We start from the raw sequence: 20,098 nt of genomic DNA on the forward strand, positions 1-20,098 counted from the left end.
ATGCTGAAAAAGATTACATTTCTGGCCTTTACCGCGATGTCAGCCTGTGGCGCGCCAACCGACCGGCTGGCCTTGACACCTGCGCCATCCGCGATGGAACTACGCCCGCTGGTTGGCAGCGCAATGGTGCGCACAGTGTCCCTGCCGACTTATGCCGCCGCCGAAGAAATCGCGTTTGAAACCGACACCGGGCTGATCACATCGAATGAAGCAGTGCTTTGGGCGGATGACCCTGAGCGCGCCGTGACGCTGGTGATTTCGGATACTTTGGGCGATATTTTGAACACCGATGTGGGGCCCGACCCTTGGCCCTTTGTCGGCCTGCCCGATGTCGCGATTGATATTCGCGTGACGCAAATGTTGGCGGGTGCCGACGGGCAGTTTCGTCTGGCAGGTCAGTTTTTTGTCGGTGGTGACGGGATCAGTTTCCGCAATAGTGCACATCGTTTTGCCATCAGCCAGCCGATGCAAGATCAGTCGTTGTCCAGCATCGCAACCGCCCAAGCGGCCGCGCTACTGGTTCTTTCAGAAGACATCGCGCAAACGCTAGCCCGCTAGTTTGACCCATGCGGCATCGCGTTTCGACGACCGTACACAGGCGTCAACAAAACGCATGCCTTGCAGCCCGTCTTCAATCGTTGGGTAAAGCACATCTTTGCTGACCTGCTTGCCATCACGATGCGCTCCGATAGCTTCGGCGGCCTCGTTATAGATCGTCGCAAATCCCTCAAGATAGCCTTCTGGGTGGCCCGGGGGAATGCGTGTCACACGTTCAGCAGCCGTCCCCGTCCCTGCACCGCCTCGGGTCAATAAACGCTTAGGTTCGCCAAAAGGTGTGAACCACAGCTGGTTTGGGTTTTCTTGCCCCCATTCGATGCCGCCTTTGTCGCCATAGATGCGCAAGCGCAGACCGTTTTCATTGCCGGGTGCCACTTGTGAACACCACAATGTCCCACGCGCACCGCCCTCATATCGCATCATGACATGCGCGTTGTCGTCTAAGGCACGGCCCGGAACAAACGACTGCAAATCAGCGCTGAGCGTATCCAAGGTCAACCCACTGACAAAGCTAGCAAGGTTAAACGCATGTGTCCCGATATCCCCTGTCGATCCCCCAAGACCAGAGCGCGCAGGGTCTGTGCGCCATTCGGCTTGTTTGGCATCTACATGCTGGGTCAGCCAATCTTGGACATATTCCACCTGCACCAAACGGATATTACCCAGATCCCCATTTGCCACCATTTCACGCGCTTGACGCATCATTGGGTAGCCCGTGTAATTATGGGTCAACACGAATAGCGCGTCACTGTCATCCGCAGCCTTCGCCAATTTTTTGGCGTCGGCCATGGTGGATGTCAGCGGTTTATCGCAAATCACGTGAATGCCACGCTTTAAGAATTCGCGCGCAGCTGCGTAATGCACATGGTTTGTGGTCACGATTGCGACAGCTTCGATCCCATCTTTTAGACGGGCCTCGCGGATCGCCATTGCCTTAAAGTCATCATAGGTCCGATCCGGCGCAAGGCCCAGTGCGTCCCCTGACGCTTGCGCTTTTTCGGGGGTGGAGGACAAGGCGCCCGCCACCAGTTGAAACCGCCCGTCAATACGCGAAGCGATCCGGTGAACCCCGCCGATAAAGGCGTCGTTGCCGCCCCCTACCATGCCCAGTCGAATTGGTCGTTGTGTCATCTTACAGCCCCAACATTTTGCGGTTCGCCGCGTGATCAATTTCACCACCAGCAAAATCATCAAAGGCGCGTTCTGTTACGCGAATAATGTGGTCTTTGACAAACTGCGCGCCTTCGCGTGCGCCATCTTCGGGGTGCTTCAGGCAACATTCCCATTCAACAACAGCCCAACCGGCGAAATCATTGGCCGCCATTTTTGCAAAAATCGCTGCAAAATCGACCTGACCATCGCCAAGGCTACGGAAGCGTCCCGCGCGATCCACCCAGGACTGATAGCCGCCATAGACACCTTGACGTCCGGTTGGGTTGAATTCAGCGTCTTTGACGTGGAACATTTTGATCCGGTCTTTGTAGATGTCGATGTTGTCAATGTAATCAAGGCACTGCAGCACATAATGCGACGGATCATAAAGCATATTACAGCGTGCATGGCCATCAAGGCGTTCAAGGAACATCTCAAACGTGACGCCATCATGCAGGTCCTCGCCCGGGTGAATTTCATAGCACACATCCACGCCGCAATCTTCGGCATGATCCAAAATCGGGCGCCAGCGTGCCGCCAATTCATCAAATGCCGCGTCGATCAAACCTTCGGGGCGCTGTGGCCAAGGGTATACGTAAGGCCAAGCCAAGGCACCCGAGAATGACGCCATTTCGGTCAATCCCATATTCTTAGACGCTGACAGTGCCTTCTTAACCTGATCGACTGCCCAAACCTGACGCGCGGCGGGATTGCCCTGCACGGATGGATCGGCAAAGCCGTCAAACGCTGTGTCGAATGCTGGGTTTACAGCAACCAACTGCCCTTGCAGGTGGGTGGACAATTCGGTCACCTCAACACCGTTTGCAGCGGCTTGGCCCTTAAATTCATCGCAGTAGTCTTTGGAACTGGCGGCTTTGGCCAAATCAATAAACCGGCCATCCCAGCTAGGCACTTGCACGCCCTTATAGCCGCAATCGGCGGCCCATTTTGTAATACCATCCCAAGTATTGAACGGCGCTTCATCCCCTGCAAACTGCGCTAAGAACAGCGCGGGTCCTTTAATCGTTTTCATATAATCCTCCCTGAATTGAGAAAACTATATCGATTTCGAAGAATGGTGCCAGCGTAAAATTACGTTAGGTTACAAGCGCACCGCCGGGCTGGCGGTAGCGCTATCAGATGCAAAACCCGCGGCGTGCAAACCATAGTAGGCTATGACGGCAATAACAGCAGTTGCAGCGAAGGCCAAAAGCATTGTTTTCATGGCTATCTTTCCGATTGTGCTGGGGGTGTATCGGGTTGTTTGGCTTGCACCTCTGCGAGCCAAAGCGAATGGTGCTCGCGCGCCCATTGCTCTTCGACCTCGCCGCTGCCCATTGCATCATAAGCGCCTTCCATACCGACCGATCCGATATAGATATGCGCAATCACAATCGCCATCAGAATAAATGCCATAATCGCGTGCCAAAGCTGCGCATATTGCATTTCGGCCTGCGGCGTTAGTGTCATGGGTAGATCAAACCCGAGCATTTGTGGCAGCCCAGTTGCATTCAAGATGGTAAATGTTTTGGCGAACATTGGCAGCTCGAACGGAAACAGCAGCGACAGCCCTGAGACAGAGATCGACGCCCCGAACAGAATGACCGACCAAAAGATCACCTTTTGGCCTGCGTTGAATTTCTTGGCCGGCGGATGTACACCCTTTGACATCAGGCCGCCACCCACGGCGATCCACCGCAGGTCATGTTTGTTGGGAATATTTTCAAGAACCCACATGAAAAACACCATGATCAGCCCGATCATAAACGCCCAAGATACGTTGTTATGCACCCATTTTGAGGCTAACGCGACCAGTGCAAAACTGTCATGCCCAAATGTAGGAATGATGAATTTGCGCCCAAACAACGACACCAGACCGGTAATTCCAAGCAAAACGAACGCCCCCCCCATCAGCCAATGAGCAAAGCGTTCAATCGATTTGAACCGTGTAACTGTGCGCCCGGTCTTCGCTCCATCAATCCGAATGCGGCCACGCAGTAAATAAAACAGACCGAGCAAAGCCAGCGTCCCGAGCAAAAGAAAGCCACCATAGGTCAAAAGCGGCCCCTCACGGAAGGTCAGCCACCACATCCCGCTGTCTTGGATCAACACATCGCTTGCTGGGCTACGCGATTGTGTCGTGACGTCGGCACTATCATAACGCAATGCACGCCACAGATCGGGGTCGGATTGACCGCCACGTGTGCCCAGCGCTTGGCGGCTATCCGCATTGACACTTGGGTCGCCTGTATTTTCAGAGCGGAACGCATCATCAACAGCCTGTGCGTCTTGACGGGCCATAATGTCAGCAAGGGTTTGCGCCCCGCCGGTTGCACTGCGATCAGGCGTCGATACATCTTGTGCTTGTGCGCCAAGCGCAAATAAGCATATGATAAGACTTGCAAAATATGCGCGGATCAAACCCTTGCCCCTATAGTAAATACGGTAAAAGGGCGGTGCCACCACCGCCCCGATCAACAGACGTTAGCCGCCTTTTTGCTCATAGGCTGTACCCCAGCCCCAAGCTCCTGACCCAAAGCCGCGCGCCACAACGCGTTCGCGGTAGATCGATGACACCATATCGCCGTCACCCGCCAACAGCGCCTTGGTCGAACACATCTCGGCGCAGATCGGCAGCTTGCCTTCGGCGATCCGGTTGCGACCGTATTTGGCGAATTCGGCCGTGCTGTGGTTTTCTTCGGGGCCGCCAGCGCAGAAGGTACATTTGTCCATCTTGCCGCGTGATCCAAAGTTGCCCGCTTGCGGATATTGCGGCGCGCCAAAGGGACACGCGTAGAAACAATAGCCACAGCCAATGCACAAGTCTTTGGAATGCAACACGATCCCGTCTTCGCTTTGATAAAAGCAGTCAACGGGGCAGACGGCCATACAAGGCGCATCCGAACAATGCATACAGGCGACCGAGATTGATCGCTCACCCGGTTTGCCATCATTGATGGTGACCACCTTGCGGCGGTTGATGCCCCATGGGACCTCGTGTTCATTCTTACATGCGGTGACACAGGCGTTGCATTCGATGCAGCGTTCGGCGTCGCACAGGAACTTTGCTCTTGCCATTATACTTCTCCTTACGCTGACCAGATTTTGCAGAGGGTCGCTTTGGTCTCTTGCATCTGGGTCACTGAATCATAGCCATAGGTTTGCGCGGTGTTTGTGCTTTCACCCAAAACATACGGGTCAGCACCATCTGGGTATTTGTCCCGTAGGTCTTCGCCTTCCATGTGGCCGCCAAAGTGGAAAGGCATGAACGCGACGCCTGACCCGACCCGTTCGGTGACCATGGCCATCACTTTGACCTTGCCTCCTTCGGGGCCTTCGACCCAGACCTGCGCACCATCACGCACCCCAAGGTTATTGGCGTCACGCGGATTGATCTCGACGAACATGTCTTGCTGAAGCTCGGCCAACCAAGGGTTCGACCGGGTTTCATCACCGCCACCTTCATATTCAACCAAGCGACCAGAGGTCAGCACGATTGGATAATCTTGCGAAAAGTCGTTTTCTTGGATCGACTTATACAGCGTCGGCAGGCGGTAGAATTTCCGGTCCTCATAGGTCGGATAATCCGCCACCAGATCACGACGTGCCGAATAAAGCGGTTCGCGGTGCACTGGCACCGGATCGGGGAACGTCCAAACCACGGCACGCGCCTTGGCGTTACCGAACGGCGCACATTCGTGTTTGATTGCAACACGTTGGATGCCGCCAGAAAGGTCGGTTTTCCAATTTACGGCGGAGACGCGGCCATCATAATCAGATGGGAACGGAGACATCCCTGCTTCACCAACCTCTTCTTGCGTTCCATTCGTCGCAGACATGCCTTCAACACCAGCGATATAGCCAATCGTGCGTTTTTCAGCATCTGTCAGGTCACTATCCCAGCCCAAGTCAATCAGCATCTGCATAGTGAATTCAGGGTAACCATCCGTGATCTCGGACCCGGCTGAATAAACACCTTCGGCCAGCAGATTGTCCCCATCACGTTCCACGCCAAAGCGGGCGCGGAATGTCAGGCCGCCTTTGGACACTGGTTTGCTCATGTCATAAAGATTCGGCGTACCGGGGTGGTTCATCTCTGGTGTGCCCCAACACGGCCACGGCAACCCGTAATAATCCCCATCAGCAGGTCCTCCAATGGCCTGCAATGTCGTGCGATCAAATGTGTGCTGGTTTTCCATATGCAGCTTGATGCGTTCTGGGCTTTGTCCAGTATAGCCGACTGTCCACATGCCACCGTTAAATTCACGGGTGACGCTTTCGATATTAGGTGTTTCCGCGTCTTCCATTTCGATATTGCGGAACAACCGATCAGCAAAGCCGAATTTACGCGCGAATTTCGCAATAATTACGTGATCTGGTTGGCTTTCGAACAGCGGTTCAACAACTTTATCACGCCATTGGATTGATCGGTTAGACGCGGTGACTGAACCACGGGTTTCGAACTGCGTACATGCTGGCAACAGATAGACGCCATCTTCACGGTCTTGCAGCACGGCTGACACAGTTGGATAGGGGTCCACGACGACCAGCATATCCAGCTTTTCCATCGCCGTTTTCATTTCTTTTTGACGTGTTTGCGAATTGGGCGCATGCCCCCACAGAACCATCGCGCGAACATTATTGGGTTGGTCGATGTTATCGGCGTCTTCCAAAACACCATCGATCCAACGGGACACCGGAATACCTGTCGATTCCATAAGGTCCTTAGAACCGAACTGGCCTTTCAACCAGTCGTAGTCTTCATCCCAGACGCGTGCCCAGTGTTTCCAAGCCCCTTCGGCTAGCCCGTAATACCCAGGCAGCGTATGTGACAACACGCCAAGATCGGTCGCGCCTTGCACGTTGTCATGGCCACGGAAAATGTTCGTGCCGCCGCCAGAGGTGCCCATATTGCCCAACGCAAGCTGAAGCACACAATAAGCACGCGTGTTATTGTTACCTGTGGTGTGTTGTGTGCCACCCATGCACCAAACGACAGTGCCAGGGCGGTTATTAACCAATGTATACGCAACGCGGCGCAGCTGTTCTCCGGGAACACCTGTCACACGCTCGACCTCATCTGGCGTCCAGCGCGATACTTCTTCGCGGATCTGATCCATGCCCCAAACGCGGGTGCGGATGAATTCAGCGTCTTCCCAGCTATTTTCAAAAATATGCCACAAGATGCCCCATACCAATGCGACATCGGTGCCGGGACGCAGGCGTACATATTCGTCAGCATGGGCTGCTGTGCGCGTAAAGCGCGGATCACACACGATCAGCGGCGCATTGTTTTGTTCTTTGGCTTTCAAAATATGCTGGAGCGACACAGGGTGTGCTTCGGCCGGGTTGCCACCGATGATAAAGATCGCCTTGGCAAGATGCATATCGTTAAAGCTGTTGGTCATGGCGCCGTAGCCCCAGGTATTCGCAACGCCAGAAACAGTCGTAGAGTGACAAATTCGCGCTTGGTGATCGACGTTATTACTGCCCCAGTAGGCTGCGAACTTACGGAACAGATAGGCTTGTTCGTTGCTATGCTTGGCGGAACCGAGCCAATAAACACTGTCAGGGCCGCTCTCGTTGCGGATATTCATCATGCCATCGCCGATTTCATCGATGGCTTGCTCCCAGCTCAGGCGGACCCATTCGCCGTTTTCACGCTTCATTGGATAGCGCAGGCGGCGTTCACCATGGGCGTGTTCACGGACCGCGGCCCCTTTGGCGCAATGCGCACCAAGATTAAAGGGGCTATCCCATGCGGGTTCTTGCCCGATCCAAACGCCGTTATCGACCTCGGCCAAGACGGTACATCCGACCGAACAGTGCGTGCAGACCGATTTAATGGTTTCAACCGCGCCAGCAACGGCCTCTTGGGCGTTGGCGGCGGTCACGGTGCCGCCTGTTGCGGCAATGGCGGTCAAACCACCAATGGTCAGGCCCGACCCACGCAAAAATGTACGCCTGTCGATTGCCCCTTTGGTGGATGGGGTTTGAAATCCCGCGCGGTGGCCTGCGCTTGTGGTCTTTTTCCTAAGCATGTCTTGTCTCCCTTGCTGGCGCCAAAATCTGGGCTTGCTGGGTTAGTGGTGAACGTCCTTTAGAAGCGGGCGCTTTCGAAATAGGCACGCGTATGCGCCGTGTCTTGAATTTTGTTGGATGTGGGATCAACCGGCTGAGCCGCAACTTCCGTGCCTGACACGGCCACCGCGGCGGCAGCGGGCGCTACCACCCCAAGTTTTAGAAAATCGCGACGGCTGCTGCCGCCCTCTTTGGTCGTTGTCATCAGAGTGTCTCCCCTTCTCAATTCTTCTTGCGTGGATTAATCCGCAATCATCCGAAACGCTTCGCGTTCAATATCTATAAATGCGCGGCCAACTGCGCCCACGGACGCATAGAAAACCGAATTCTTGGCCGCGGCGAGATCGTCAAAGAAATGCCCGGCCCATGATCCCACGTGTTTGTTAAAAAACGCCTTCTGCGCGTCCAAATCAGCGGCCCCGCCGGTAAAGCGGCCAACAATGAGCCCGCCCATCATTTCCATCAAGGACGCGATATTGTCTTCGGGTTCATAGACATTTGGCGCGCGCGCGATGCCACGCCCTGTCATGTCTGCACGCAAAGCGGCCAATGGTTTTTCGTTCAAAAACCCGGTCAGATAGTAGCTGGCAAACGGCAGTAGTTCACCCCGTCCCAGCCCAATAAACAAGGCGTTGAACTCGCGGGTCACTGCCTTTGGTTTAGTCACCCGGGCAACCTGCGCCAATTGCGTAATCGCCTGCCCTAGATCTGTATCATCCCCTGCAAGCGCCGCAGATTGCACCAAAAGCATCTCATCAGGTGGCCCCGACAAGAGTAGCCCTAGAAAATTATAAAGATCCGCGCGGAGGCGATCTTCGGCATCAATCACAATTTGCGTGTCAACTGCGGTCATACGGCGGCCTCTTGTGCGATATCGAACCGCATCCGGCGGCGTGGCGGGGCGCTGGTTTCAACCGCGGCTTCTGCAACACTTTCAACTGGGTCTAGCGCCAGAGTTTCCGCCTCGACTAGCGCTATCGCGGCATCAGAAATCTCTTCTTCGGCGGCTTCATCCGACTCTAAGAGCGTCGTAGACCCTGTCAGTTTTTCGAGATGCGCCATCATGCCCTTGCCGACCTGATAGGCCGTCTGCAAACCATCAACAACCATCGCATTATCAGTGAAATCCTGCCCGTAATCGACCAAACCATCAACATTGGCGAGAACGGGGTTGAGCCGCCACAGCTTACGCAGCGCACGGCGGCGCAAATGGTCAGGTACGTTCTTGAGCATGAAACCTTTGATGTCATCTCCTGCAACCAATTGATCCGGATCGGGAAGTTCGAGCGCAGCCAAGACCTCTGCATCAGACATCTCAGAAAAATCGGGCTCCGGCGCGGCGTGCTCTTCTATGGCAACGGCCTGTGCTTCGGCAGCGACCTGCGCTTTGCGACGGGTCCAGAAGTCTTCGGTCATGCGGGCTCTCCCTTGCGGGTCGGCGCGCGATAAACATCCGTAAGCTGCGTGATCCGCGCATCACCAATACCGTTATCAGCACCATCGATCTGCGCCCGATCCCGGCGGCGCTTGATAAATACTTCTTCTTCGAAATGTGCTTTTGCGAAATCACGTACCCATGCAATCACACCTGCCGGCATCATGATTTTTTCGACGATATCATCACCATTGTCCGCGTAATCTTGCGCCTCATAGGGCGAAGCGGTTGCGAGTTTTATATAAAACGGATGATCAGTGTCATCGCTTTCCCGCATCACCACATAAATCGCAGGGGCTTTGTCAGCCAGGCCTGTCAGATAGGCCTCACAATCGGCACCGTGCAATTCGAGTGGGACAGTGGCCGCATGAAAATCAGTTGTATCATCTTGACCGCGTAGCTGTATCCAGTCAGCAGGGCCCGCGCCCGGCATAACAGCCACGGCGCGCCATGCCCATTTCGCCCAACGCGTCGCGCCCGGACTGCGCCGCACGACAACACCCAGTGGCATTGATTGAAACTGATGTGGGTTGCGGATCAAAGCTGCCTTCTCCAGAATCTTACCCTAGACTGCACCAAAACCTATTACAAAAAAAGTACTATTATCACCGACTTATGCCGCAATGCAGCATAGCACAAGTCCATTTTGGGGGTTTCATTCAGGTCCCAGCCGCGCCTAAGTTACACCTATTCAGGCGACGCAATTCCGGGAATAGTAGCGGCAATGACCAAAGGTAAACATTTGATTTTATGCGATTGTTTGGGCAGTCAAAAAATTGATGCGGCGGCGATTTCGAACGCGACGGGATTAGGCTGTTCGCGCGTCCATACCGCGCTGTGCACACACGAAATTAACAGCGCCGCAAAGGCATTGCGAACCGGAGATGCGCTTATCGCTTGTGCGCAAGAACAGCCGCGTTTTGAAGAGCTTGCCTTTGATATTGGGGTACAAGAACCACAATGTTTTGACCTGCGCGACCGGGCTGGCTGGGGCATTGAAAACGGCGATGCAACGGCCAAAATGGCGGCGCTCGCCGCAGCCGCCGTTTTACCCCAACCCAAGCCTAAGCTGCGCGACATCACGTCACAGGGGCAGTGTCTCATCATCGGCGCGGGGGCTGCCGCCATGGCAGCAGCTGAACAGTTATCCGATGCGCTAAGCATAACGCTTTTGCTAACCGATGACAGCGGGTCAACGCCGCAAGATACATTTGATGTGATCAAGGGGCAGCTGCACAGCGCCCGCGGTAGCTTTGCCAATTTCACGATCCAAATCAATGCGTTCCAGACACGCGATCCAGGTGGGCGTGGCATAGTTGCATTCACCGAACAACAAGATGGGGCCACGTCACAATGCGACATCATTCTAGACCTGACAGGCAATCCGCCACTGTTCCCTGCCCCGGAAAAGCGAGATGGGTATCTGCGGGCCGACCCCAAACATGCGCCCTCCGTGGCCAAGGCCATCTTTGATGCCGCGCAGATGGTTGGGACGTTTGAAAAGCCGCTTTATGTGCAATTGGAGCCCAGCTTGTGCGCCCATTCACGCGCAGAAAAAGCCGCCTGTAGTAATTGTCTGGACGCCTGCCCCACTGGCGCGATCACCTCTGCTGGCGATCATGTGGCGATTGATCCGCTGATCTGTGCGGGTTGCGGGGCCTGCGCCGCGCTTTGCCCATCGGGGGCGATTGCCTATGATGCCCCTGCCGCGGATGCCATTTTCCGACATATTGAAACGCTCGCGCGTACGTTTCGCAACGCTGGCGGTGAAAACCCACGCCTTTTGGTCCATGACGACACTTACGGAACCGAGATGATCGCGCTCGCCGCGCGGTTTGGCCGGGGGTTGCCTGCGGATGTGATCCCGATGGATCTCTCGGCGCTCGCGGGTTTTGGCCATGCCGAAATGCTTGCCGCTTTTGGGGCCGGTTTTGCAGATCTACTGGTGCTGGTGGGGCCAAAATCCGACCAGGACACCATCGCGCAAGAAGCGGCCTTGGCAACAGCGCTTAGTGGACGTGCAGTGTCGCTATTGGATATGGCTGACCCGGATGCGCTATCTGATTATCTATATGCAGCGCAGGCGTCTGCTGCGATTGTCAGCCCTATTTTGCCTCTTGGCACCCGTCGGCAAGTCGCCCGCACCGCGACCAAAGCCTTACAAACTAACGCAATCATCCCGCTGCCCGATACCGCCCCCTATGGCGCAGTTTTGGTCGATGCGGATGCCTGCACATTATGCCTATCATGCGTTTCTTTGTGCCCATCAGGGGCGCTGGCCGACAACCCAGATATGCCACAGCTCAGGTTTCAAGAAGACGCCTGTCTTCAATGTGGGCTGTGCAGCAACATCTGCCCCGAAAACGCGATCACGCTTGAGCCGCGAATGAACCTGACCGATAGTGCGCTAGCACAGGTCGTGCTGAACGAAGAGGAACCCTTTGCTTGTATCACCTGTGGCAGCCTGTTTGGGGTCAAATCCACGATCGAAAAGATCACGGAAAAGCTTGCGGGCAAGCACGCAATGTTCGCCAATCCCGACACCGCCAAAATGATCCAAATGTGTGACAGCTGCCGCATTCAGGCGCAGTATCACGCGACCGATAACCCGTTTACTGCGGCCGACCGCCCTGCCGTGCGCACCACCGATGACTACCTGTCAAAGCGCCGCGACCATTAACAAGGACCACCACCAATGAGCGATGATTTCAACATGTCAATGCGTAAGTTTCTCAAACAGGTTGGGGTGACCTCCCAACAAGCGATTGAGACCGCGATGCGCGAAGCCGAGACCGCCGGGAAAACGTTTGAAGCCAAGGTCGTATTACGCATTGATGATCTTGATCTTGAACATGTCGTCACTGGAACAATTACCGGGCAGGACACGTAAGTGAGCATCACACGCGACGCAGTGATTGCGACCCTCAAGACGATTACAGACCCGGTTTCAGGCGATGATATCATGGCTGCGGGCCTTGTGCGCGCGTTGTCCGTTGACGCGGGAAATGTGCGTTTTGTTTTCGAAGTGGCACCCACCTTGGCGTCCCAAATGGAGCCGGTACGCGCCGCTGCCCAAGCCGCGCTTGAAGCAATGCCGGGCATTGGCGCGGTCTCTGCTGTGATGACCGCGCATAGCGCCCCCGCCACCCCGCCGGATTTGAAGCTAAGCAAACCAGCAGCGCCGAAAGGCCCACAAAAAGTGCCCGGCATCGACCGGATCGTGGCCATTGCATCGGGCAAAGGCGGGGTCGGAAAATCGACGGTCTCGGCCAATCTGGCCTGTGCGCTTGCCGCCGAAGGGCGGCGCGTTGGACTGCTTGACGCTGATGTATACGGGCCATCGCAGCCACGCATGCTGGGTGTCTCTGGCCGGCCCGCCTCGCCTGATGGCAAGACCATTTTACCAATGCGCAACCACGGCGTCACGATGATGTCGATTGGGTTGATGCAAAATGACGATCAGGCCGTCGTCTGGCGTGGGCCAATGCTGATGGGCGCCTTGCAACAGATGATGACACAGGTGCAATGGGGGGCGCTGGATGTGTTGATCGTTGACCTGCCACCAGGCACGGGCGATGTACAAATGACGCTTGCCCAAAAGTTTGATCTGTCAGGCGCGATTATCGTCTCGACGCCGCAAGACGTAGCCTTGCTTGATGCGCGCAAAGGTATTGATATGTTTCAACAACTCGGTACGCCAATCATTGGCATGATCGAGAACATGAGCACACATATCTGTTCTAGCTGCGGCCATGAGGAACATACGTTTGGACATGGCGGCGTGACCGCAGAGGCGGCAAAACTGAATGTGCCTTTGCTGGCAGAACTGCCCTTGCATCTTGATATCCGCTTGGCGGCGGATGGGGGGGCGCCCATTGTGACATCAAAACCCGATAGCCCCGCAGCCCAAGCGTTTCGCTCCGTCGCGCGCCAATTGATCGCTGACGGGGCGGCATGACCGGGCTGCTTTTGCCACCATTGTTTCACGGGGTTGCAACAGTTGAGCAGCCCAGCGCAGTCGCCGAACGTATGGCGCGCGCGGGCTGCGATGCAGGCACATTGGTTTATAACCTCTCTGGCGCAGAGCTTCGGGCGGCGATCATCTTTGCCCCCGAAGTGCCGCTAGCCCAAGCGATGGCGATTTTGCCCGTCTGCGGGATTGGGTTTCAGAATGCGCTTGGCGCGCTCGCTCCGCCAGAGGTCGCGGTCCATTTGAAATGGGACGGCAGATTGATGGTGAATGGCGCGGGCTGCGGCGCCCTGACAGCCGCGGCCAGTACCCATGCCCCTGACGCCCTGCCCGATTGGTTGATTATCTCGCTAAATTTGCCGCTTTGGTCTGCGAATGCAGTTCCGGGTGACACGCCAGATGTGACCGCGCTTTATGACGAAGGTTGCAGTGATATCGCGGCAGCCGATCTGGTTGCAGCATGGGCGCGGCACACGTTGATCTGGGTGAACCACTGGTCCGACGACGGCCCGCGCGCGATCCACAGCGCCTTTACCGGTTTGTGGCACAAAGATGAGGCTGATCTGGGGCTTGATCCTGACCTTGGCCTGCTACGTAAATCAGATGATGCAACCACTCTTACCCCGCTCACAACCTTGCTGGAGCCCGCATGACCGACAGCTATTTTGCCCGCGCAATTCATTTTGACGAAAGCGATCAAATGATTTTTCACACGCCTGCACGCACAGGCGAATGGTGTATTTCAGGCGGGTTTGAATTTTCGAATTGGTCGCAAGGTGATCTATCTGGCAAGGCTAGGCAGGCGTTTGCAAATGGCTGGCTAGGGCTAGAGACCTTCGGCCGGGCGACCGTTGTCGCAATCACTAAGATTGAAAAGGGTGAACTGGCGGCTTTGACCCACGCGCTTGCCGCGCATTTTGTCAGTCATTACGGCGCGCCCGATATTGCCGCGGCAACCGGCGTAGCCCAAGAAGAAATCGCGCAGATGTCAGCGCTTTGTGCGGATCAAGACGCCAATACATTGTTGATGGTAAGCCGGGAATTGACCGATGCGGGCGTCAAAGAAAGCTACCGGTTGGTGCCCCCCCAATCCGCTGGGCTTGATCAATTTGCAATCCACGGATCGCTCGACGACGATCCGCACCAGCATTGAGGGCCAGTGCGATCACATTCGGCTCAATGTGATCGCCCCATTCTTACGACCCTGTTTCGGCATTGAAGGTAAACAAGGTCTCGCCATTGATCGTATAGCCATTGATTAGCATCGCAGCATGCTCTCCGGTCAGCCAGTCTTCAAGCGCCAGCGCGACATCGTTTTTCACATGTGGATGCAGTGCCGGGTCAACTGGAATATAGGCGTATTGGTTGAACAGCACGGGGTCGCCTGCAAACAACAGGTCCAGATCAGCTTTGTTCCCAAAGTTCAGCCAGCTTGCGCGGTCGGCAATGATATAGGCATCCATGCCCGCGGCCGTGTTCAATGCAGCGCCCATGCCCGCCCCAACAGGTCGATACCAATCGCCGCCGCGCGCCACATCAGCGGCATCCCACAGCGAAAGCTCTTTTTTATGGGTGCCGCTGTCATCGCCACGGCTAACAAAAATTGCTTCGGTCTGTGCTATGCGGGTCAGCGCATCAGCGGCGCTTGCAGCGTCAGACACAGCAGCCGGATCTGCATTCGGCCCGATAAATACGAAATCATTATACATGATCTCGCGACGGTGCGTGCCATAGCCATTCGCGATAAACGCCTCTTCGGACGCGCGCGAATGCACCAAAATCGCGTCCACATCGCCTGCTTCGCCCAAGCGCAGAGCTTGCCCCGTGCCCACCACCAACAACTGCACATCGATCCCGGTATCCTCGGCAATTGCAGGCAGTAAGATGTCAGAAAGCCCCGAGTTATGAAACGAGGTTGTCACCGCCACCTTAAGGTTTTCGGCGCTTACAGTGGTTCCGGTCATTGCGAGAACACAAGCTATTATTCGGATCATTCGACAATATCTCCTCTGAGTAGGGCCGCGGCTTGCGGCGTTTTTGGTTCTTCAAAAAATGCCCCTGCTGGGCTTTGCTCAACGATTTTACCGCGTAAAAGAAACACAACGTCCAAAGCAAGCCTTTTAGCTTGTCCGATGTTATGGGTTGCCATGACGATCCTTGTACCAGCGGCATTTGAAGCTTGCAAAACATCTTCAATCTCACGAGTGGCACGCCCGTCCAGATTGGCGCAAGGTTCGTCCAAAAAAACAATATCAGGCTGTGTGATCAACGCACGCGCCAAGGCGAGTTTTTGTTTTTCGCCCCCCGAAAGCTGTGGCGCGGGGTTATCCAATGCATCTCCTAGCCCCACACGTTGCGCCCAGTCCCGCGCAAGCGCGGTGGCCCTACCCTTTTCGGTGCCTCGGAGCCGTAGCGGATAGGTCAGGTTCTCCAAAACGCTGCGGCGCAACACAATCGGCGACTGAAACACAAAGGCTTGACGGCGGCGCGCGTCTTTTAGCGGCGTTTGCCACTGCGCACGGCCCTGCGCCAAACGCTCCAGCCCATGCAAACTGCGTAACAGCGTCGTTTTTCCGGCCCCGTTTGGCCCCATCACAATCGTGAACCCGGTTTGGGAAATCGTCAGATTCACCGGACCAAGCAAGACCTTCGCGCGCCGTTTGACCACCGCATCCGACATCACAAGTGGCAAGATCGACGTCACCATTTGCCGTCCCTTTCCGTGCGTCCAATCGCGTGGATCAAGATATTGACGGTCACGGCAAGTGCAATCAACACGAACCCAAGCCCAAGGGCCAACGAAAAGTCTCCTTTGCCGGTTTCCAAGGCAATCGCTGTGGTCAACACCCGCGTCGCGTGATCGATATTTCCTCCGACAATCATGATTGCACCCACCTCGCCAATGGCGCGACCAAATCCGGCCAACGCCGCTGTCATTAACGCGCGCCGTCCGTCCCAAATCAGGGTCGCTATCCGTTGGCGTTTGCTTGTGGACATCGAAATCAGCAGGTCATGATATTCCGCCCAAATATCGCGGATCGCCTGATGTGCAATCGACGCGATCAACGGCGTGATGATAATCACTTGGGCAATAATCATTGCCGTGGGCGTAAACAGCAGCCCCAGCACGCCAAACGGGCCAGAGCGCGACAGCAAAAGATAGACAATCAAGCCGACGACAACTGGCGGCAATCCCATCAGCGCGTTGAGAACCGCAATGACAAAACGCCGATAACGAAACCGCCGAATTGCAAGCCATGCCCCAAACGGGAGCGCAAAGCACGACGCAACAAAAGTTGCCGTCACCGTCACACGCAGCGACATCAAAGTGATTTCGACCAAATCGGGGTCGAGAGTGACGACCAGCCAAAAGCCAGCGCTGATCCCCTCCCATATGTCGCCCATGCTATGTCACCTTGTCCTGCGCTTGGTGCAAAGTTTCACGCTACGCCCACGCATTCAATGAAAATCAATCAGCAATCGCAGCTTGGCGCGACTTTCGGCTTGCGCGGATAAAGGCGACAATGAAAAAAATCGTCAGCACCAAGATCACGGTTGGCGCAGGTGCACTATCGATAAAAAAGCTGATGTATATGCCAATGGCTCCCGAAAGCATCGTCACCGTCACCGCAATTGCCAACATATAAGAAAATCGTTTTGTCAGCAAAAACGCGATGGCGCCGGGCGCGATCAGCAGCCCAATCGCAAGGATGATCCCCACCGCCGACAAGGTCGCCACGATTGTCATCGAAATCAACGTCAGAAGCCCATAGTGCAGCCAACCAACGCGCAGCCCCACGGCTTGCGCCTGCACCGGGTCAAACGCATGCAGTAAAAAATCGCGCCGTTTGGCCAAGACCACCAAAGCGACAAACCCTGCAATCAGCCCCGCTGTCCATAGTTCGCCCTTGCTGACTCCCAGCATATTGCCAAAGAGGATATGATCCAAATGCACATCTGTGGTGATCTTTGTATAAAGCACGATGCCAAACCCAAACATCCCCGAAAACACGATCCCCATGACGGTGTCTTGTTTCACCCGGCTGTTCTCGGCCAGAAACCCAGTCGCTACCGCGCAGACCATACCCGCGCAAAACGCCCCGACAATCAATGGGATATGCAACAGATACGCCAGCACGACACCCGGCAAAACGGCGTGGCTGATCGCGTCGCCCATCAATGACCAGCCCTTTAGCACCAGATAGCACGACAACAGGCTGGTCGGCACCGCGATGATCGCCATCATCAAAAACGCCTTGGTCATGAAGGCAAATTGAAACGGGAAAAGCAGGCTCTCCATCACGTCGCCTTTAGTGCATCTGCGGCGCGGCGACGCGCGGCGAAATACCCGTGTTTAGGTGCGAAAGTGAAAACCGCCAAGAAGATCAGGGTTTGCAAAGTCACAATCAACCCGCCTGTCGCCCCATCGAGGAAATAGCTCAGATAGGCCCCGGCAAAACTGGTCCCTGCCCCAATCGCCACGCTCAGCATCAACAAGCGCGGGAAACGGTCGGTCAGCAGATAGGCTGTCGCCCCCGGCGTCACTACCATCGCGATCACCAAAAACGCGCCAACGGTTTGCAATGCCGCCACACAGGACGCGGACAGCAGTGTAAAAAACACCGCCTTAAGCAGATCCACACGCAACCCAATGGAGCGTGCATGGGTTTCGTCAAAAAATGTGACCATCAGGTCTTTCCACTTGGCCAAAAGCACGGCCAAAGTCACAAAGCCGATAATCGCCAACTGCCATGTGTCCGACGGGGTAATCGCCAGAATATTGCCCATCGTGATTGTTTCCACGCTGACCGAAGTTGGCGACAGCGACACCATAAACAGGCCAAGCCCAAAGAAAGAGGTAAAGATAATGCCGATGATCGTGTCTTCTTTTAAGCCTGATCGTTGGTTCAAAAACAACATCGCGCCCGCGGCTAATCCTCCCGCGGCAAACGCCCCCAACGCAAACGGCAACCCTAACATATAGGCCCCGGCCACGCCCGGCACGATCGCATGCGACAGCGCATCCCCGATCAAAGACCAGCCCTTTAACATCAGGTAAGCGGACAAAAACGCGCAAACACCCCCGACCAGAGCGCTAACCCACATCGCGTTGAACATGTAGTTATAGCTAAACGGTTGTAGTAACGTATCGATCATTTACCCTTGCCTTCATCGTAGACAACAAAGGGCCGTTCATCATCAGAAATCACCGTGACTTGGCGGCGATCATCATCATCGTGTAAATCAGGGCCGCCCAACACAAAGTGCCGCAGCACCCCGCCAAATGCATGTTCTAAATTTTCGCGGGTAAATGTGGTCTCGGTCGGACCGTAAGCCAGCACCGTTTCTTTTACCAAAACCGTACGGTCGCAAAATTCAGGCACCGAGCCAAGATTATGTGTCGAAACCAGCATCACCCGCCCTTCGTCGCGCATATCACGCAAAAGCTGGATAATTGCGTCTTCGGTCTGCACATCGACACCTGTGAAGGGCTCATCAAGCAAGATCACTTTGCCATCTTGGGCCAAGGCACGGGCCAGAAAAACCCGTTTGCGCTGGCCACCAGAAAGCTCCCCGATTTGTCGATGCCGGAAATCCAGCATGCCGACACGCACCAATGCAGCCGTCACCGCGTCTTGATCTGCTTGCTTGGGACGGCGCAAAAAACCCATATGGCCATAGCGCCCCATCATCACCACATCCTCAACCAAGACTGGGAAGCTCCAATCAACTTCTTCGGATTGCGGGACATAGGCAACGACGTTTTGGCGCAAGGCCTCTTTGACCGGCATACCAAGCACGCTGATCGCACCGCCCGATGCAGGCACGAACCCCATGATTGCCTTGAACAGCGTGGATTTCCCCGCTCCATTGACCCCGACCAAAGCGGCAATCGTGCCTGTGGGAATTTCGAAACTCGCGTGGCGCAAGGCAGTATGCCCGTTGCGGTAGGTGACCGTCACATCGTCAGCAACAATACCTGTGGTCATTGCGATAACCCCGCCGCGATGGTTTCTAAAGTGACGCGCAGCAGGTCGATATAGGTCGGCACGGGGCCGTCTGTATCGGTCAGGCTGTCAACATAAAGCACACCTGCGTAGTCGGCATCAGTTTCACGCGCGACCTGTTCGGCTGGTGCCTGCGAGACCGTGCTTTCGCAGAACACGGCACTGATGTCATGTTCGCGCACAGTGTCGATCACGTTGCGCACCTGTTGTGGTGTACCTTGCGCGTCGGCGTTCATCGGCCAAAGATACAGTTCGTGCATTTCAAAATCGCGCGCAAGATAGCTAAAGGCCCCTTCGCAAGTCACCAACCAACGCTCATCCTCGGGAACGGCCTGAATGGCGGCGCGTAGGGGTTCGATGGTAGCGGCGATCTCGGCCTTATAGGCCTCCGCGTTAGCCGTATAGATCTCCGCATTTTCTGGGTCATGCAATACAAAGGCGTCACGAATATTATCGACATAGATCAGCGCGCTTTGCATGCTCATCCAGGCATGCGGGTTTGGTTTGCCTTCATATTCGCCCGCCGCAATGCTGATCGGTGTGATGCCATCTGTCAGCGTCACGCTCGGCACATCGTCTAGATTGTCCAAAAACTGCGCAAACCACAGTTCAAGATTCATCCCGTTCCACAAAATCAAATCAGCATCATGCGCACGGATAATATCGCGTGGCGTCGGTTGATACCCATGAATTTCTGCGCCCGGCTTTGTAACACTTTCCACAATCGCCGCATCCCCTGCCACGTTACGGGCCATATCTGCGATCACTGTAAATGTGGTCACGGCCTTAAACCGATCATCATCGGCTAACGCCACGTTCCCCGAAAGTAACAGTGTGCTCGCTAACAGGGCTTGTTTGATCAGGTGACGCATTATGATGCTCCGTGAATTTCCG

Annotated in this window: 23 protein-coding genes; 6 read left to right on the plus strand and 17 right to left on the minus strand. The window is 55.4% G+C overall.

Going from position 1 to position 20,098, the window contains the following annotated elements:
- On the plus strand, positions 1-558 hold the full coding sequence (locus DS901_RS08850) for a PqiC family protein (protein ID WP_113776582.1): 558 nt from the start codon (positions 1-3) through the stop codon (positions 556-558).
- Here the strand turns inward: DS901_RS08850 and DS901_RS08855 are convergent.
- The 10 genes from DS901_RS08855 to DS901_RS08895 all read right to left on the minus strand — a co-directional run bounded on the left by DS901_RS08855 (position 547) and on the right by DS901_RS08895 (position 9,737).
- Positions 547-1,689, minus strand: coding sequence for a Gfo/Idh/MocA family protein (locus DS901_RS08855; RefSeq protein WP_113776583.1), 1,143 nt, complete (start codon positions 1,687-1,689; stop codon positions 547-549). The two genes, DS901_RS08850 and DS901_RS08855, sit on opposite strands and share 12 nt — an antisense overlap.
- A 1-nt stretch (position 1,690) precedes the next feature.
- Positions 1,691-2,743, minus strand: coding sequence for a sugar phosphate isomerase/epimerase family protein (locus DS901_RS08860; protein ID WP_113776584.1), 1,053 nt, complete (start codon positions 2,741-2,743; stop codon positions 1,691-1,693).
- 69 nt (positions 2,744-2,812) lie between these two features.
- Positions 2,813-2,935: a hypothetical protein gene (locus DS901_RS18965; protein WP_258546689.1), complete on the minus strand. Its 123-nt coding sequence runs from the start codon at positions 2,933-2,935 to the stop codon at positions 2,813-2,815.
- A 2-nt stretch (positions 2,936-2,937) separates the two neighbouring features.
- Entirely contained in the window at positions 2,938-4,131 is a 1,194-nt protein-coding gene (locus tag DS901_RS08865; RefSeq protein WP_404932346.1) for a formate dehydrogenase subunit gamma, read from the minus strand.
- A 63-nt stretch (positions 4,132-4,194) separates the two neighbouring features.
- Complete coding sequence (gene fdh3B / locus DS901_RS08870) at positions 4,195-4,788, minus strand: formate dehydrogenase FDH3 subunit beta (RefSeq protein ID WP_113776585.1); 594 nt, start codon at positions 4,786-4,788, stop codon at positions 4,195-4,197.
- A gap of 11 nt (positions 4,789-4,799) precedes the next feature.
- Entirely contained in the window at positions 4,800-7,751 is a 2,952-nt protein-coding gene (locus tag DS901_RS08875) for a formate dehydrogenase subunit alpha (protein WP_113776586.1), read from the minus strand.
- Positions 7,752-7,810: 59 nt separating this feature from the next.
- Positions 7,811-7,996 (minus strand): twin-arginine translocation signal domain-containing protein, encoded by a 186-nt coding sequence (locus DS901_RS08880; RefSeq protein WP_113776587.1) that lies wholly within the window; start codon positions 7,994-7,996, stop codon positions 7,811-7,813.
- A 36-nt stretch (positions 7,997-8,032) separates the two neighbouring features.
- Entirely contained in the window at positions 8,033-8,644 is a 612-nt protein-coding gene (locus DS901_RS08885) for a TorD/DmsD family molecular chaperone (RefSeq protein WP_113776588.1), read from the minus strand.
- Positions 8,641-9,207 (minus strand): DUF3306 domain-containing protein, encoded by a 567-nt coding sequence (locus DS901_RS08890; RefSeq protein WP_113776589.1) that lies wholly within the window; start codon positions 9,205-9,207, stop codon positions 8,641-8,643. Before DS901_RS08890 ends, DS901_RS08885 begins: the two co-directional genes overlap by 4 nt.
- The gene (locus DS901_RS08895) at positions 9,204-9,737 is read right to left on the minus strand and encodes a DUF3305 domain-containing protein (RefSeq protein WP_113776590.1); all 534 of its coding nucleotides are present in this window, start codon (positions 9,735-9,737) and stop codon (positions 9,204-9,206) included. Before DS901_RS08895 ends, DS901_RS08890 begins: the two co-directional genes overlap by 4 nt.
- 213 nt (positions 9,738-9,950) lie before the next feature.
- On the opposite strand from DS901_RS08895, the gene DS901_RS08900 reads away from it, so the two are divergent.
- From DS901_RS08900 to DS901_RS08920, 5 genes are read left to right on the plus strand one after another with little or no spacing between them, the layout of a single operon-like run.
- Complete coding sequence (locus DS901_RS08900; RefSeq protein WP_113776591.1) at positions 9,951-11,906, plus strand: 4Fe-4S binding protein; 1,956 nt, start codon at positions 9,951-9,953, stop codon at positions 11,904-11,906.
- Between the two features lie 15 nt (positions 11,907-11,921).
- On the plus strand, positions 11,922-12,116 hold the full coding sequence (locus tag DS901_RS08905) for a DUF6494 family protein (RefSeq protein WP_113776592.1): 195 nt from the start codon (positions 11,922-11,924) through the stop codon (positions 12,114-12,116).
- A complete protein-coding gene (locus tag DS901_RS08910) occupies positions 12,117-13,184 on the plus strand; it encodes an Mrp/NBP35 family ATP-binding protein (RefSeq protein WP_113776593.1) in 1,068 nt (355 codons plus the stop codon). It begins immediately after the preceding gene.
- Positions 13,181-13,849, plus strand: coding sequence for a biotin/lipoate--protein ligase family protein (locus DS901_RS08915; RefSeq protein ID WP_113776594.1), 669 nt, complete (start codon positions 13,181-13,183; stop codon positions 13,847-13,849). Before DS901_RS08910 ends, DS901_RS08915 begins: the two co-directional genes overlap by 4 nt.
- Positions 13,846-14,349, plus strand: a complete 504-nt coding sequence (locus tag DS901_RS08920) for a DUF6505 family protein (RefSeq protein ID WP_113776595.1) — start codon at positions 13,846-13,848, stop codon at positions 14,347-14,349. Before DS901_RS08915 ends, DS901_RS08920 begins: the two co-directional genes overlap by 4 nt.
- Before the next feature lie 43 nt (positions 14,350-14,392).
- On the opposite strand, the gene DS901_RS08925 is transcribed toward DS901_RS08920, so the two are convergent.
- From DS901_RS08925 to DS901_RS08955, 7 genes are all read right to left on the minus strand, one after another.
- Complete coding sequence (locus tag DS901_RS08925) at positions 14,393-15,190, minus strand: substrate-binding domain-containing protein (protein ID WP_113776596.1); 798 nt, start codon at positions 15,188-15,190, stop codon at positions 14,393-14,395.
- A complete protein-coding gene (locus DS901_RS08930; protein ID WP_113776597.1) occupies positions 15,187-15,903 on the minus strand; it encodes an ATP-binding cassette domain-containing protein in 717 nt (238 codons plus the stop codon). The genes DS901_RS08925 and DS901_RS08930 overlap by 4 nt, the downstream gene beginning before the upstream one ends.
- Entirely contained in the window at positions 15,897-16,601 is a 705-nt protein-coding gene (locus DS901_RS08935; RefSeq protein WP_113776598.1) for an ABC transporter permease, read from the minus strand. Before DS901_RS08935 ends, DS901_RS08930 begins: the two co-directional genes overlap by 7 nt.
- 64 nt (positions 16,602-16,665) lie before the next feature.
- On the minus strand, positions 16,666-17,496 hold the full coding sequence (locus DS901_RS08940) for a metal ABC transporter permease (RefSeq protein ID WP_113776599.1): 831 nt from the start codon (positions 17,494-17,496) through the stop codon (positions 16,666-16,668).
- Positions 17,496-18,353 (minus strand): metal ABC transporter permease, encoded by an 858-nt coding sequence (locus tag DS901_RS08945; RefSeq protein ID WP_113776600.1) that lies wholly within the window; start codon positions 18,351-18,353, stop codon positions 17,496-17,498. Before DS901_RS08945 ends, DS901_RS08940 begins: the two co-directional genes overlap by 1 nt.
- Positions 18,350-19,186: a manganese/iron ABC transporter ATP-binding protein gene (locus DS901_RS08950; protein ID WP_113776601.1), complete on the minus strand. Its 837-nt coding sequence runs from the start codon at positions 19,184-19,186 to the stop codon at positions 18,350-18,352. Before DS901_RS08950 ends, DS901_RS08945 begins: the two co-directional genes overlap by 4 nt.
- Entirely contained in the window at positions 19,183-20,076 is an 894-nt protein-coding gene (locus tag DS901_RS08955) for a metal ABC transporter substrate-binding protein (RefSeq protein WP_113776602.1), read from the minus strand. The genes DS901_RS08950 and DS901_RS08955 overlap by 4 nt, the downstream gene beginning before the upstream one ends.
- Between the last annotated feature and the right edge of the window lie 22 nt (positions 20,077-20,098).

Source organism: Loktanella sp. D2R18, assembly GCF_003318235.1.
Taxonomy (GTDB): Bacteria; Pseudomonadota; Alphaproteobacteria; order Rhodobacterales; family Rhodobacteraceae; genus Yoonia.

Excerpts from the sequence above, each read along its gene's own strand:
- DS901_RS08850 (WP_113776582.1), top strand. The coding sequence starts at position 1 with ATGCTGAAAAAGATTACATTTCTGGCCTTTACCGCGATGTCAGCCTGT.
- DS901_RS08855 (WP_113776583.1), bottom strand. The coding sequence starts at position 1,689 with ATGACACAACGACCAATTCGACTGGGCATGGTAGGGGGCGGCAACGAC.
- DS901_RS08860 (WP_113776584.1), bottom strand. The coding sequence starts at position 2,743 with ATGAAAACGATTAAAGGACCCGCGCTGTTCTTAGCGCAGTTTGCAGGG.
- DS901_RS18965 (WP_258546689.1), bottom strand. The coding sequence starts at position 2,935 with ATGAAAACAATGCTTTTGGCCTTCGCTGCAACTGCTGTTATTGCCGTC.
- fdh3B (WP_113776585.1), bottom strand. The coding sequence starts at position 4,788 with ATGGCAAGAGCAAAGTTCCTGTGCGACGCCGAACGCTGCATCGAATGC.
- DS901_RS08875 (WP_113776586.1), bottom strand. The coding sequence starts at position 7,751 with ATGCTTAGGAAAAAGACCACAAGCGCAGGCCACCGCGCGGGATTTCAA.
- DS901_RS08880 (WP_113776587.1), bottom strand. The coding sequence starts at position 7,996 with ATGACAACGACCAAAGAGGGCGGCAGCAGCCGTCGCGATTTTCTAAAA.
- DS901_RS08885 (WP_113776588.1), bottom strand. The coding sequence starts at position 8,644 with ATGACCGCAGTTGACACGCAAATTGTGATTGATGCCGAAGATCGCCTC.
- DS901_RS08890 (WP_113776589.1), bottom strand. The coding sequence starts at position 9,207 with ATGACCGAAGACTTCTGGACCCGTCGCAAAGCGCAGGTCGCTGCCGAA.
- DS901_RS08895 (WP_113776590.1), bottom strand. The coding sequence starts at position 9,737 with ATGCCACTGGGTGTTGTCGTGCGGCGCAGTCCGGGCGCGACGCGTTGG.
- DS901_RS08900 (WP_113776591.1), top strand. The coding sequence starts at position 9,951 with ATGACCAAAGGTAAACATTTGATTTTATGCGATTGTTTGGGCAGTCAA.
- DS901_RS08905 (WP_113776592.1), top strand. The coding sequence starts at position 11,922 with ATGAGCGATGATTTCAACATGTCAATGCGTAAGTTTCTCAAACAGGTT.
- DS901_RS08915 (WP_113776594.1), top strand. The coding sequence starts at position 13,181 with ATGACCGGGCTGCTTTTGCCACCATTGTTTCACGGGGTTGCAACAGTT.
- DS901_RS08920 (WP_113776595.1), top strand. The coding sequence starts at position 13,846 with ATGACCGACAGCTATTTTGCCCGCGCAATTCATTTTGACGAAAGCGAT.
- DS901_RS08925 (WP_113776596.1), bottom strand. The coding sequence starts at position 15,190 with ATGATCCGAATAATAGCTTGTGTTCTCGCAATGACCGGAACCACTGTA.
- DS901_RS08930 (WP_113776597.1), bottom strand. The coding sequence starts at position 15,903 with ATGGTGACGTCGATCTTGCCACTTGTGATGTCGGATGCGGTGGTCAAA.
- DS901_RS08935 (WP_113776598.1), bottom strand. The coding sequence starts at position 16,601 with ATGGGCGACATATGGGAGGGGATCAGCGCTGGCTTTTGGCTGGTCGTC.
- DS901_RS08940 (WP_113776599.1), bottom strand. The coding sequence starts at position 17,496 with ATGGAGAGCCTGCTTTTCCCGTTTCAATTTGCCTTCATGACCAAGGCG.
- DS901_RS08945 (WP_113776600.1), bottom strand. The coding sequence starts at position 18,353 with ATGATCGATACGTTACTACAACCGTTTAGCTATAACTACATGTTCAAC.
- DS901_RS08950 (WP_113776601.1), bottom strand. The coding sequence starts at position 19,186 with ATGACCACAGGTATTGTTGCTGACGATGTGACGGTCACCTACCGCAAC.
- DS901_RS08955 (WP_113776602.1), bottom strand. The coding sequence starts at position 20,076 with ATGCGTCACCTGATCAAACAAGCCCTGTTAGCGAGCACACTGTTACTT.